Origin of the sequence: Paraperlucidibaca wandonensis, assembly GCF_042677145.1 — a bacterium.
Taxonomy (GTDB): Bacteria; Pseudomonadota; Gammaproteobacteria; order Pseudomonadales; family Moraxellaceae; genus Perlucidibaca; species Perlucidibaca wandonensis.
The window spans coordinates 1,194,132-1,206,981 of the sequence record NZ_JBHTIT010000001.1; the positions used below are offsets into that span (position 1 = coordinate 1,194,132).

The 12,850-nt window shown below is 53.6% G+C and carries 11 protein-coding genes; 7 read left to right on the plus strand and 4 right to left on the minus strand.

Translation table 11 applies throughout. From position 1 onward, the window contains the following. Nucleotides 1–37: 37 nt before the first annotated feature. Together ACFQ0F_RS05565 and ACFQ0F_RS05570 are read left to right on the plus strand one after the other, a co-directional pair. The gene (locus ACFQ0F_RS05565; protein WP_379069917.1) at nucleotides 38–1,870 is read left to right on the plus strand and encodes a long-chain-acyl-CoA synthetase; all 1,833 of its coding nucleotides are present in this window, start codon (nucleotides 38–40) and stop codon (nucleotides 1,868–1,870) included. A gap of 92 nt (nucleotides 1,871–1,962) precedes the next feature. After that, nucleotides 1,963–3,150, plus strand: coding sequence for a GGDEF domain-containing protein (locus ACFQ0F_RS05570; RefSeq protein ID WP_379069920.1), 1,188 nt, complete (start codon nucleotides 1,963–1,965; stop codon nucleotides 3,148–3,150). A 4-nt stretch (nucleotides 3,151–3,154) separates the two neighbouring features. Here ACFQ0F_RS05570 and ACFQ0F_RS05575 read toward each other — a convergent pair whose 3' ends face one another. Both ACFQ0F_RS05575 and ACFQ0F_RS05580 read right to left on the minus strand, forming a co-directional pair. After that, on the minus strand, nucleotides 3,155–3,976 hold the full coding sequence (locus ACFQ0F_RS05575) for an SDR family oxidoreductase (RefSeq protein ID WP_379069923.1): 822 nt from the start codon (nucleotides 3,974–3,976) through the stop codon (nucleotides 3,155–3,157). Further along, nucleotides 3,973–5,100: a hypothetical protein gene (locus ACFQ0F_RS05580; protein WP_340674504.1), complete on the minus strand. Its 1,128-nt coding sequence runs from the start codon at nucleotides 5,098–5,100 to the stop codon at nucleotides 3,973–3,975. The genes ACFQ0F_RS05575 and ACFQ0F_RS05580 overlap by 4 nt, the downstream gene beginning before the upstream one ends. A gap of 82 nt (nucleotides 5,101–5,182) precedes the next feature. On the opposite strand from ACFQ0F_RS05580, the gene ACFQ0F_RS05585 reads away from it, so the two are divergent. Genes ACFQ0F_RS05585 through ACFQ0F_RS05600 form a run of 4 tightly spaced genes read left to right on the plus strand, consistent with a single transcriptional unit; the run spans nucleotide 5,183 to nucleotide 8,950 of the window. After that, a complete protein-coding gene (locus tag ACFQ0F_RS05585) occupies nucleotides 5,183–5,944 on the plus strand; it encodes a TetR/AcrR family transcriptional regulator (RefSeq protein ID WP_340674505.1) in 762 nt (253 codons plus the stop codon). Next, nucleotides 5,941–6,957 (plus strand): NAD-dependent epimerase/dehydratase family protein, encoded by a 1,017-nt coding sequence (locus tag ACFQ0F_RS05590; RefSeq protein WP_379069927.1) that lies wholly within the window; start codon nucleotides 5,941–5,943, stop codon nucleotides 6,955–6,957. Before ACFQ0F_RS05585 ends, ACFQ0F_RS05590 begins: the two co-directional genes overlap by 4 nt. A gap of 2 nt (nucleotides 6,958–6,959) precedes the next feature. Next, entirely contained in the window at nucleotides 6,960–7,619 is a 660-nt protein-coding gene (locus tag ACFQ0F_RS05595) for a DUF6989 domain-containing protein (protein WP_379069930.1), read from the plus strand. Between the two features lie 11 nt (nucleotides 7,620–7,630). Further along, entirely contained in the window at nucleotides 7,631–8,950 is a 1,320-nt protein-coding gene (locus ACFQ0F_RS05600; RefSeq protein WP_379069933.1) for an NADH:flavin oxidoreductase/NADH oxidase family protein, read from the plus strand. A gap of 59 nt (nucleotides 8,951–9,009) precedes the next feature. On the opposite strand, the gene gorA is transcribed toward ACFQ0F_RS05600, so the two are convergent. Next, a complete protein-coding gene (gorA, locus tag ACFQ0F_RS05605) occupies nucleotides 9,010–10,404 on the minus strand; it encodes a glutathione-disulfide reductase (RefSeq protein ID WP_379069935.1) in 1,395 nt (464 codons plus the stop codon). A gap of 8 nt (nucleotides 10,405–10,412) precedes the next feature. After that, nucleotides 10,413–11,534: an aminotransferase class V-fold PLP-dependent enzyme gene (locus tag ACFQ0F_RS05610; RefSeq protein ID WP_379069938.1), complete on the minus strand. Its 1,122-nt coding sequence runs from the start codon at nucleotides 11,532–11,534 to the stop codon at nucleotides 10,413–10,415. Nucleotides 11,535–11,612: 78 nt separating this feature from the next. Between ACFQ0F_RS05610 and chrA the strand changes: the two genes are divergently transcribed. Next, nucleotides 11,613–12,842, plus strand: coding sequence for a chromate efflux transporter (chrA, locus tag ACFQ0F_RS05615; RefSeq protein WP_379069941.1), 1,230 nt, complete (start codon nucleotides 11,613–11,615; stop codon nucleotides 12,840–12,842). Nucleotides 12,843–12,850 lie beyond the last annotated feature (8 nt).

Here is a 12,850-nt window from a genome sequence, read left to right on the forward strand (position 1 = left end):
GTTTTAGCTAACTTCCATTATTTTGCAGAGAATTCGTATGTCTACACCTCATGCCGATGTCATTAGCCCACTCGATGTGGCGCGTAAAATCCCCGGTCTGCTGCGCAAAGCACCGCGCATGATCAAAGGCCTGATGATGGCCAACAGTACCGACACCAACACACCGTTAGGGCTGGCATGGGCATTTGAAAAGTCGACACAAGAGCATCCGCACGGTATCGCGCTGTATTACCAAGACCAACAGTTTAGCTATTCGCAATTCAACCAATGGGCCAACCGCATTGCTCACCACTTTCTAGCCCAAGGCCTAAAAAAAGGTGATGTGGCAGTCGTACTGATTGAAAACCGCCCTGAGCTATTAGTTACGGTATTAGGCTTGGCAAAAATCGGTGTAGTGTCAGCACTGGTGAACACTTCCCAAACCGGAAAAGTGCTCACACACAGCATCAACTTGGTAGAACCAAAAGCCATTATTGTGGGCGCCGAATGCGTTCAAGCTGTCACCGATGTTGAAGCCGAGCTAACACTCGATAGCGCGCAACGCTACTGGCTAGCTGATGCGCCAACATTGGAAAAACCCGGCCGTGCGCCGAAAGGCTGGCGCAGCTTGGCTAAAGAAATTGCCGACTGCCCCAACTACAATCCGCCAAGCACACAGAAAAACTTCCGCCCCGATGGCCTGTTTTACGTCTACACCTCTGGCACTACCGGCCTGCCAAAAGCTGCCGTATTTAACAATGGCCGCTGGATGAAGGCCTATGGCGGCTTTGGCTACACTTTCAACCTCAATGCCGACGATGTGCTCTACGCCACACTGCCGTTCTATCACGCTACCGCCATGGTGGTGTGCTGGAGCTCGGTGCTAGCTGGCAACGCCGGCATCGCCATTCGCCGTAAGTTTTCTGCGAGTGAGTTTTGGGATGACATTCGTCGCTACAACGCCAGTGCCTTTGGCTATGTCGGTGAACTTTGCCGCTACTTATTAGAAAAACCTGCAAGCGAAACTGACAGCCAACACCGCGCTACAAAAATGGTCGGCAACGGCTTGCGCCCATCGATTTGGGGCGAGTTCAAAACTCGCTTTGGCGTTGAGGAGGTGGCTGAGCTATACGCCTCATCCGAAGGTAATGTCGGCTTCACCAATATTTTCAATTTCGACAATACCGTGGGCTTCTCACCCATGCCCTACGCCATGGTCAAATACGACAAAGAAGCCGAAGCACCAGTCCGCGACAGCAAAGGCTCGATGATCAAAGTCAAGCGCGGCGAGATCGGCCTGCTGATTGGTGAGATCACCGATAAAACACCATTCGATGGTTATACCGACAGCGTTAAAAACGCCGGCAGCTTGTTTACCGATGTCTTCAAGAAAGGTGATAAGTACTTCAATACCGGTGACTTGATGCGCGAAATTGGCTTCCGTCACGCTCAATTTGTTGATCGCACTGGCGATACCTTCCGCTGGAAAGGCGAAAACGTCTCCACCACTGAAGTCGAAAACATCATGACTGCGCATGTCGATTTGGCTGAAGCCGTGGTCTATGGCGTAGAAATCGCCAACACCAACGGCCGTGCTGGCATGGCCGCCATCACGCCGCATGAAGGCCACGAAGTGAATTTCGGCACTCTGTTAGCTCATGTCAAAGCCGAGCTTCCCGCCTATGCAGTGCCACTGTTTTTACGCGTGAAAATGGCCATGGAAACTACCGGCACCTTCAAGTATCAAAAGTCTGGTTTGAAAAACGAAGGTTTCGACCCCGCCAAAACCGGCAACGAAGCAGTCTATGTCTTGCTGCCTGGCACACAAGAATATGTGCTGCTAACGGCAGAGATGTATGCAGAAATCGAAGCTGGCGCTTATCGCTTCTAACGCAGGAAAGCACAATAAAGCGACAAACGAGCTACCCACGGCTATCTCAGCTGTGCTGAGATAGCGCTCTAAGCAACGACCTGAGGTGATGCGTGAAACAACTGACTGTTTGGCGTAAGCGCATCGCCGCCGCATTAGAGTGGAGTGCTGTCGACAAAGGCCTGATCCTGATGGCCGTGGCCATCCCACTGTATTTGCAGTATCTGTGCTGGTCGCTTTACGTTATTAACCGCCCTGATCGGGACCTACTCGTGCATGTCGATGTTATTCGACGCGTCATGGAGGTTGAGCTACTGCTCATTGCAGTCGGCTTGATGATTAGCGGCGCTGGCCTATTTCTACGCAAGCGACGACCAAACTTCCTACCCTTCCAACACGCCACGCTGCAGTACTACTCGCTCAGCTTGGTGCTGATGAGCTACTCCATCGGCACCTTATCGTTTCCTGTCGGCATTGTTTTGCTTGGCGCACCAATCTTTGGTTTTATTCTGCTCGACCGCTGGGCAGTATGGTCGGCGGTATTATCATCTGTGGTGTTGCTGTTTACGCTTAATTACGCCGCTGTAGCGGGCTATATTCCTTACGCGCCAAGCAAGGTCACACCAGCATCGGCCCACGCCTTTAGCTTTTGGATGCTCAGCGAAGTATTTTTCGCGGCACCATTCCTAATTTTGATCACCTTCATGGCAGACCAAATGCTGACCTGGTGGCGCGCCCGCGAAGATCATATTCGCGTGCTTAGCCGCAGTGATGGTTTAACCGGCTTGGCCAATCGCCGGCATATTTTCAGCGAAGCCAACGCCGCCGCTAGTGCGTCACGAGACAGCAGCCCATTAGCCTGCGTGCTACTCGATCTAGACCATTTCAAACGCGTGAATGATAGCCACGGCCATGCCACCGGCGATCGTGTCTTAAAAGCCACCGCTGAGTGTTTAACCGCCATGGTGCGTGCTGGCGATAGTGTTGGGCGTTATGGTGGGGAAGAGTTTTTAATCATCTTGCCAAATACCGATGCGACCGAGGCTCATGCTATTGCTGAGCGCTGTCGTGCGGCCATCAAGGCACTCATCGTGGTCAATGATCAGGGTGAGCCTGTCGCCATCAGTGCCAGCTTCGGCTTAACGCTGCTGAGCTCGAGTGATGGCTCAATGGATGCTGCCATCGCTCGAGCTGATGAGGCGCTGTATCAGGCCAAGGGCAATGGCCGTAACCGTGTCGAGATTTTGCTGGCTAGTTCTGGCACCGTGCCCAGCGATGCCTTTAGCAAAAACCGAAGATAAAGGCTTATTTTTGCGTGCTGTCTTGTCCGACCTTAATCTCAGCTTGACGCTTCAAGCCAGCTTTGCGAAACATCCCCAGAGCTTTCGCGCTAGTCTCAGGAAATAAGCTCGCTACCTGTGCCGTAGCACCACGCCAAGGTGGCAAAGTGACTTCCATCGGGCGCTTATGCCAAACCGGCCCAACAATCGCATCCACCACTTCCTCTGCACTCAAGGCACGCGGCCCAGAGAAAGTTAGCGCTGCTTGTTCACGGCCTTTTTGAATATCTAGCATGGGTGTTTGTACGGCGTCGGGGCAGACGGCAGTGACCGCAATGCCTTTATCGGCAAGCTCCATGGCAATGCCCAGCGTGTAACCACGTACAGCAAACTTGCTCGCGCTATAGATACCCAAACCCGGCACCGGCGTTAAGCCCGCCAATGAAGCGATATTGATAATGTGGCCGCTACCGTTTGCCAGCATATGCGGCAGCACGGCTTGGCAGCCGAAGATCACGCCCTTAACGTTAATATCGATCTGCCAATGCACATCATCGGCAGTAGCTTCATGCGCCCAGCCATCACGCAAGACACCGGCGACATTGGCCAAGACATCGACACTGCCCCACTGCGCAGCAACATCGGCCATTAACGTCTGCCACGCAGCGGCATCACGCACATCTAGCGACTTGATCAGTAGTTGGTTTTGGCTGGCAGTGAAGCTATTTAAAGCGCTCATGGCATCGAGATTGATGTCACAGGCACAGACTTGATGGCCTTGGCCAAGCAGTCTCCGCGCTAGCGCAAAGCCAATACCCGATGCTGCACCGGTAACGACGACGTTCATTTCGTCACCTGCTTGGAGGATGTTGATTGCCGTGTTTTAGCTGTAGTTTTGAGAGCGCTGATGTCCGCAGAATTAGTCAGGCAACCATACTTCAGATCGCCCACGGTGATCGTTGGTGTCGTGCCGGGGCATAACCAAAAGCCACTAGCCTCAGACGATGGCGCCATATTCGGAAAGCGTCGGTCGTGAATACTGGGGCCTGCTATCGTTTTTTCCGCCACCATCGAAATGTACTGATCGACCGCATATTCCTGGGTATTACCATTAATGATGATTTCCGCCCCCGTCTGCTTGGCGTATGCCGCCAAGCCTGGAATACGCGACAACTTCGGCTCATAAGCATCGAGACTAACGCCGTTTTCGCTGGTAACAAACAAGCCGCCATCGGTGTGCGCAACGATGGAATGATTACCTTCAGTGTGGCCTTTGGTTTTTATCAGTGCCACTGAGCCATCACCCAAATAAGTGCTTTCATCAAGCAAAATAACTTTATCTTCTGGCACATCGGCGATGCCACCAGGGCAATACCATTGGTTATGCCAAGGCAACAGGCCTTTAGCGCTTTCCCACTCTTCACGCATGATGAGCAACTTGGCATTAGGCAATAAACCTGGGCGCTCAGCACTGCCTAGCCAACGCGTAACATTCTGCGTATGCAGGTGGTCATAGGTGATGTAGTCGACGTCTTCCGGCTTTAAACCGATATTTGCGAGCACACCAAGCACGGTATTGGTGGTGCGCACAATCAGGCTATCCATGACACCGGTGAACGCTCCGGCCTTGGCGTCGAGTTGTGCAAAAAATGGCGTCTCGCGCTGATGCTCCCAATCTGATGGGCTAACCAACAGAGTCTTCAGGCCCTCGGCGCTATCGAATTGAATAACGAATAAGCGATTGCACAAATGCACAAATGGCGTCGGCATTGTGAACGCATTGAGGTAGGCAAATTTGGCCGGATACGGCACACGAACAAGCTCGAACGACTCGTAATAGCGCGCTTTCGGCTTCGTCAGCATATCGCGACGAAAATCTCCTGCCGCCGCCCGTGTATCGCCAACGCGCGTCATTGGCTGCAAAGCCCTTCGGCTACCATCGAAATGTTTGATGTCCGTCATTATTTTCATTGCGCTGCCCCCAAGGGATTTGCTTATTGATTTCGATGCCACTATATTTCGGACAAGATATCTTGTCAAAACAACAAAAGCCATGGCGACAACGCATAAAATCATTAGCAACGCAGCAGCCAACACAACGGAGAAACCATCTTCGCGTGCTAAAAAGGCCTGCGCGGCAGTAGCAACTGAGAGCAGCCAACGCCCTGTTGCCACACGTGCTTATCGCGGAGCTAGTGCCGAAGAGCGTGAGGCCGAGCGTCGCCAGCGCCTGCTCGACACCGCGCTCACGCTATTTGCCGAACAAGGCTATGCGCGCACCCCGATTGAACAGCTCTGTGCCGAGGCAAAAGTCACCGCACGGCACTTCTATCAGCTTTTTGGCAGCCGCGAAGGTTTGCTGCAAGCACTCTACGCCAAGCTCATGCAAGACTTAGGTGGTGCGCTACTCAGCGCCTTATCACAGCCGCAAGCAAATATTGCCGAGCAGTTACCGCTAGCGGTTCGCGCATTAGTCGAACATTACCTCGCAGATAATCGGCGCGCCCGCATCGGCGTGCTGGAAGTCGTTGGTGTTAGCCCAGAGATGGAGCGTCTACGCCGCGCAGCCATTCACGACATGGCAAAACTAATCGCGCTGTATATGAAGCAGCTCGCAGCGCAAGGTGACTTGCCTGACCGCGACTATCACCTCACCAGCATTGCTATTGTCGGCGGCATGAATGAGCTAATGGCGGACTGGTTAACAATCGTCGAGCCACCAAGCGTGGCTGAATTGAGCAATGAAATTATTTATTTTTTAACCGCTTTAATGCATGGCAGCCATCATCTGCCCTCACCTGAGAACTCCGTATGACAACTCTTTGCATCACCGGCATCGGTGGCTTTATTGGCCTCGCCATGGCCAAACGCGCACTCAGCCTAGGCTGGCAAGTTCAAGGTATGGATATCTCTGAGCCAGCGGCTGCACGCGCCAGAGCCTTAGGCATTCGTGTGGTAGTGGGCGATATCAACGATGTCGATGCCGTGAGCAGCGCTGCCAGTAATGCCGACGTCGTTTTTCACACCGCCGCCATTGTTGAAGAGGATGGTGCCCGCGAAGACTATGAGCGCGTCAATGTTGAGGGCACACGCACGGTCTGTGAAGCTGCACGTACCGTCGGCGTTAAGCGTGTTGTGCACCTCTCATCGGTGATGGTTTTTGGCTTTGACTATCTGCCTGAGATTAGCGAAGACGGCCCGCTCGATGGCCAAGGTAATGTCTATAACGACAGCAAACTCGCCAGTGAGCGCGTGGCAATGAGCTTTAATGACCCCGAGCATGGCTTTGGCGTCATCGTTATTAGACCTGGCGATGTCTATGGCCCAGGTAGCGTACCGTGGGTTATTCGCCCCATCGAACTGCTCAGACAAGGCGTATTTATGCTGCCCGATAATGGCCGTGGTGTGATCAATCATGTCCATGTCGAAAATCTTATCGATGGTGTTTTGCTCGCCATTCAGCATGACGCTTGCGGTGAAGCTTTCACCATTACCGATGGCCTCGCCACACCATCACGCGTGTTTTTCAAAACCCATGCACTGATTGCTGGCACACGCTTACCAACAGCGCCAACTTGGGTGCTCAAGGCTTTACTCTCGGCGCTAGGCCCAGCCTATCGTGCGCTCGGCAAAAAACCGCCCGCCAGCCCTGAGGCGATGAAATTCCTACTGCGAAAAAATCGCTACTCCATCGCCAAAGCACAACGCTTACTTGGCTATGCACCACGCATTCGTCTTAGTGAAGGTATGGCTGACCTGCTCGCCGACACCACGCTCAACCCCAAAAAAAACCAACAAAAACCAAAACCAAATCTGAAAGGATATTAACCATGGCGCTATTCGCTCCACGCATCCGTGATGCTCTACTGTTTCATTTGGCCTTTTTTGCTATTGCCATTCCGCTCGCGCTCAAACCCAGCTTAGTCAGCTTAAATCTGGGCGATTTACTGATGTATTTAGTCGCTGGCTATGTTGTCGCACTGCCGTTGGTCGGCCTGCTGCGTAAACATCGCGACTGGGTGGCGCTGTGGTGGTTTTTGCTGCCGCTATCGATGGCTCTGCCCTGTGCTGACTGGATGTTGGTGCAGAAAATGGGCACGCTGCATTTCCCCGATCATGGCGCGCCGCGCTTGGGCGGCGCTGTGCCTATCTACTTTATGGGTATGTGGCTGATGCTGCTGTGGCCGCTGTGCTGGATCAACGCCTACGCACGCTTTCCACTGTTTAATGCCGCCATCATGGCGCTAATTGCTTTCACCACTTGGGAATGGGCCGCGCGCCCCATGGAGCTATGGCACGCGCTCGATGTCCGTCAATTTGAGGGTTTTGCGCTCTACCCCTTAATTCCTGAAATGCTGCTTGGCGCCGGCGCGTTATGGATGTGGCAAATCCAGCGCAACCGGCCGTGGCTTTCACAACTCGCTGGCGCACTTTCCGTGGCGGTATTTTACGCCGGTGCGCTGTCATTATCATTGCTATGGATAGGCTAAAGGAGACTCATATGAGCAACTTAATTAACCAACCCTTCACCCTTCCTTGTGGCGTCACGCTGCCAAACCGTCTCTGCAAAGCCGCGATGACCGAAGGTGTAGCCGATGATTATTTGCATGCCACCGCTCGCCACGCCACACTCTACAAGCGCTGGAGTGATGGCGGTGCAGGCTTGCTGCTCACCGGTAATGTGCAAATCGACCGTCGCGTATTGGAACGCCCCGGCAACGTCGCCATCGACCCCGCGCCAGAACATGGCGATGCCGAGGGCATGGCACAGCTAAAAGCCTGGGCCGCTGCTGGCACCGCTAATGGCAATCAGCTATGGATGCAAATTTCTCATGCTGGCCGCCAATCACCACGCTATGTCACCAGTGAGCCGATGGCGCCCTCACCCGTGCAGCTGAAGCTACTGGGCAATTACGGCGCACCACGCGCCTTAACAGAAGCTGAGATTTTCGACTTTATTGGGCGCTTCGCCCGTGTCGCACGCATTGCCAAAGACGCTGGCTTTACTGGCGTACAAATCCACTCGGCGCATGGCTATTTACTGTCCTCATTTTTGTCGCCGATCACCAACCAGCGCAAAGACCAATGGGGCGGCTCGCTGGAAAATCGCGCACGCTTCTTGATTGAGGCCATTCGCGCCACACGCAAAGCCGTTGGTGCAGATTTCCCAATTGCGGTGAAGCTCAACTCTGATGATTTCCGCAAAGGTGGTTTTAGCCACGAAGACTGCTTGGTCGTAGTGAAAATGCTCAATGCCGAGACCGTGGATTTATTAGAAATCTCTGGCGGCACCTATGAGCAACCAAAATTGCTCGGCCACACTGGCAGTGCCGACACCGCTGTCAGCGAAGCGCCGCAACGTGAGTCTACTAAACAGCGTGAGGCCTATTTCTTAAATTACGCGCGCGCCATCCGCAAAATCGCCACTATGCCTTTGATGGTCACTGGCGGTTTTCGTAGCGTAGAAGTCATGGAAGAGGCGCTGCAAGAAGGAGTTTGCGATGTCATCGGTTTGGGCCGCCCTCTGTGCAGCCACCCAGATACACCGAATGATTTACTTAGCGGTCGCATCACGCGCGCGGTGAATTTCGAGCATCAGTTGAAGCTTGCCGATAGTGGCTTGTTTTCGCCGACCAGTAGCGTGCTGCCGTTGAAGCTGCTCAATGTGCTCGGTGGTCAGGCCTGGTATTACCAGCAGATTTTCCATCTTGCCGATGGCAAACCTGCTGACACCAAGATGGGCATTTTGAAGGCGTTTAGTGCTTATTATTGGGATGAGATCACCACGGCTCGGCGTGTGAAGAAAGCGGCTAAGCGCTAAAACTAACAACACTGGCGCATCGAAGATTTTTAGTCGATGCGCCAGTGTTATTAATAGCCCTAGCCCACAGTGCGAGTCACCGAACGTAGCGTGACCAACTCTTCTGCTGAAGTCGGATGAATGCCGATGGTGTCATCAAAAATCGCTTTGGTGGCACCAGCTTTCATTGCCACGGCAATGCCCTGCACCAGCTCGCCGGCATCGGGCCCAACCACATGGCAGCCGAGCACAACATCACTGTCGGCATCGACAATCAGCTTCATTAATGAGCGTTCCTGACTGCCCGATAACGACAGCTTCATCGGCTTAAAGCGTGACTCATAAATATTGACGCGATGACCGCTCGCTACCGCATCCTCCTCACTAATGCCCACAGTGCCGATATTCGGCAAGCAAAATACCGCCGTTGGAATGAGCTGATAATTTACCGCACGATACTCATCAGGCTTAAATAAACGCCGTGCTACTGCCATGCCTTCAGCTAGAGCTACCGGTGTCAGTTGCAGGCGCGCAGTGGCTACCTCACCACCAAAATCATCGCCAATAACATCGCCGATTGCAGAGATACTCGCCTCGGCCGTCACATAGTGCTCATCGACAGCGATATAACCTTGCTTGGTCAAGCGCACGCCGGTGTTTTCCAAGCCTAAGTTATCGAGCATGGGGCGACGGCCAGTGCCGTAAAACACGCTGTCGACAATGAGCTCGCGGCCATCTTTTAAGCTGGCTTTAATGCGACCATCATCGGTCTTAGCTAAAGACTCAATGTCGGTTTTGAACTGCAGGTCTAAGCCACTGACTTCAAGCTGATCACGCACATGCTCTCGCACACTCTGATCAAATCCACGCAGGAATAAATCGCCGCGATATAGCAGCGAAGTCTCGGCACCTAAGCCCTGAAAAATCGAGGCGAACTCCACCGCAATATAGCCGCCGCCAATCACCAAAACACGCTTAGGCAGCTGCTCTAAAAAGAAGGCGTCATTTGAGGTAATGGCCAGCTCGCTTCCTGGAAATTTTGGCACCGATGGCCAGCCACCAGTGGCAATCAAAATATGCGCTGCGCTAATTTTCTGGCCATTAATCTCGACGGTATTAGCATCAAGTAAACGCGCATGACCTTCGTGCAAAGTCACGCCGCTATTGCTCAGTAGATTTTTATAGATGCCATTGAGACGGCTGATTTCGGTGTTTTTATTGGCAATTAATGTTGACCAATCAAACACCGATTTGCCGACCTGCCAGCCAAAATCTGCTGCATGCGCCAAGCTGTCTTGATAGCTTGCGCCATAGACCAAAAGCTTCTTTGGCACGCAACCCACGTTTACGCAGGTACCACCCAAATAGCGGCTTTCCGCGACGGCTACTCGAGCACCGAAACCGGCGGCAAAACGCGCGGCACGAACGCCGCCAGAACCGGCGCCAATGACAAATAAATCCACATCAAACGACATACAAACTCCTATAACGCCTCAAGTGCCGTGCGTAAGCGCGCCACTGTGCGTTCAATATTTTGTAGCTTATCGAGACCAAAAAGCCCGAGTCGGAAAGTCTTGAAGCTAGCAGGCTCATTACATTGCAGTGGCACACCAGCCGCACATTGCAGGCCTAGCTCAATGAAACGCTTGCCGGTGTGAATAGCGTCATCATCGGTATAGCAAACCACCACGCCCGGAGCTTCAAAGCCGACAGCAGCGACACTGCGAAAGCCATGCTCGGCGAGTAAGGAACGAACTTCACGGCCTAGCGTCACTTGTGCTTGGCACATGGCATCGAAACCAGCAGCTTCAGTCTCGCGCATGGCATCGCGCAAATAGATCAGCGCATCGGTGGGCATGGTCGCGTGGTAGGCATGACCGCCATTTTCATAGGCCAGCATGATCTGATGCCACTTCTTCAAATCGAGAGCAAAGGATGTGCTCTGCGTTTCGTTCAAGCGCAGCAAGGCGCGTTCACTGAGCATGATCAGTGCCGCGCATGGTGTGGCTGACCAGCCCTTTTGCGGTGCGCTAATCAGTACATCGACGCCGAGCTCACGCATATTGACCCAGAGCGTGCCTGAGGCCACACAATCGAGCACAAACAACCCGCCATAGGCATGCACGGCCTCGGCGACAGCGCGAATATAATCATTTGGCAAGACGATGCCAGAGGCGGTTTCAACGTGCGGCGCAAACACCACGGCGGGCTTTTCTGCTTGGATGGCGGCGACCACATCCTCGATTGACGCAGGTGAAAATGCCGCTTGATGCTCATCTGGGCCAGTGCTGGCCGACAACACCGTTGTGCTTGCGGCAATGCGTCCAGTCTCTAAAATTTGCGTCCAGCGAAAGCTAAACCAGCCATTGCGAATAATTAAACAGTGCACGTCATTGGCAAATTGGCGAGCCACAGCTTCCATGCCAACGCTACCACCACCAGGTATAATTACTGCTGAATCAGCGCTATAGACACGCTTGAGCATGTCAGAAATATCGCGCATGCAGGCCTGAAACTCAGGTGACATATGGTTGAGGGCGCGATCGGTAAAAACCACTGAATATTCATGCAGCCCGGGCTTCGGTGCCTGTAATCGATTGTTCACACATTCCTCACACTAATTGCGCTAAAAAGACCTACCTCGTATACCCTTTGCCCAATGCTAGACGCAAGCCAAAATACAATGACAAAGCCCAATACTCGTCGTGCTGAAGGCCGCAAAATAGTGCAGCCACTAAGTACTATTAGCACCGCACAAATCTTTCTGTGCTTCCTCCAGCTTGGCTTCACCGCCTTTGGCGGCCCGATTGCGCATCTCGCCTATTTTCGCGAGGCCTTCGTGGCCAAACGCCACTGGCTATCCGAAGCACAGTACAGCGAGCTGGTAGCCATGTGCCAGTTTTTGCCAGGACCATCCAGTAGCCAGGTCGGCTTTGCGCTGGGCTATCACGCCGGCGGCTGGCGTGGCGCACTTGCAGCATGGCTGGGCTTCACGCTGCCCTCGGCACTGCTGTTGACGCTCGCAGCAGTGGGTGTTTTGGCAACACAGGGCTTGCCCACGGGCATCTTGCAGGGCTTATTGGCGGTGGCTGTAGCTGTCGTCGCGCAAGCCATTTGGGAGATGGCAAAGCAGCATAGCGCAGGCGGTGGACGACTTATTGTCATGCTCTTGGCCGCCGCTGTTTTGTGCGTGTTTAGCTCGGCACAAGCCACCGTTCTTGTACTGATCTTGGCAGGACTTATTGGCGCAATAAGCTTTCGCCCTACAAGCTCCGACACGCAAACAGCGGCCCTGCGCGCACCAAGCTTCCCAATTGGCATACTGCTGTTGTGCTTAGCTTTGTCTTTACTCTTTGTCTTGCCGCTACTAAGCACGCTCTCGCCGTGGCTAGCGCTGACCGATAGCTTCTATCGCGCTGGCGCCTTGGTTTTTGGCGGTGGCCATGTCGTGCTGCCATTACTGCAGGCCGAGCTGGTCACGCCTGGATGGCTGAGTGCCGACACTTTCTACACCGGTTATGGCTTGGCGCAGGCAGTGCCAGGGCCACTGTTTACGCTTGCGGCTTATTTGGGCGCTAGCGTGCCGGCACTGGCTTCACCTCTGCTTGGCGCAAGCATTATGCTCATCGCAGTGTTTCTGCCAGGGCTACTTTTGGTCATCGGTCTGCTGCCGTTTTGGGCGCATTGGCAACGCCATTTGCGAGTACGTGCGGCAGTTATTGGCCTCAATGCAGCAGTAGTGGGTTTGCTGCTGGCAACCTGGCTGGTGAGCATAGTTCCGCATGCGTGGACAGATTGGCGTGGCGTGGCACTAACAATTGCTGCCAGCACTGCTCTGCAGTGGGCAAAATGGCCAGCGTGGTTGGTGGTGTTGTTGAGCACAGCGGCCGGCTTTGCACTCGCGATGGTGTGACGACGAAA

What these genes read in the sequence shown, in the direction of transcription:
- chrA (WP_379069941.1), top strand. Translation starts at nt 11,613, where the DNA reads ATGACAAAGCCCAATACTCGTCGTGCTGAAGGCCGCAAAATAGTGCAG.
- ACFQ0F_RS05585 (WP_340674505.1), top strand. Translation starts at nt 5,183, where the DNA reads ATGGCGACAACGCATAAAATCATTAGCAACGCAGCAGCCAACACAACG.
- ACFQ0F_RS05600 (WP_379069933.1), top strand. Translation starts at nt 7,631, where the DNA reads ATGAGCAACTTAATTAACCAACCCTTCACCCTTCCTTGTGGCGTCACG.
- ACFQ0F_RS05580 (WP_340674504.1), bottom strand. Translation starts at nt 5,100, where the DNA reads ATGAAAATAATGACGGACATCAAACATTTCGATGGTAGCCGAAGGGCT.
- ACFQ0F_RS05575 (WP_379069923.1), bottom strand. Translation starts at nt 3,976, where the DNA reads ATGAACGTCGTCGTTACCGGTGCAGCATCGGGTATTGGCTTTGCGCTA.
- ACFQ0F_RS05565 (WP_379069917.1), top strand. Translation starts at nt 38, where the DNA reads ATGTCTACACCTCATGCCGATGTCATTAGCCCACTCGATGTGGCGCGT.
- ACFQ0F_RS05590 (WP_379069927.1), top strand. Translation starts at nt 5,941, where the DNA reads ATGACAACTCTTTGCATCACCGGCATCGGTGGCTTTATTGGCCTCGCC.
- gorA (WP_379069935.1), bottom strand. Translation starts at nt 10,404, where the DNA reads ATGTCGTTTGATGTGGATTTATTTGTCATTGGCGCCGGTTCTGGCGGC.
- ACFQ0F_RS05595 (WP_379069930.1), top strand. Translation starts at nt 6,960, where the DNA reads ATGGCGCTATTCGCTCCACGCATCCGTGATGCTCTACTGTTTCATTTG.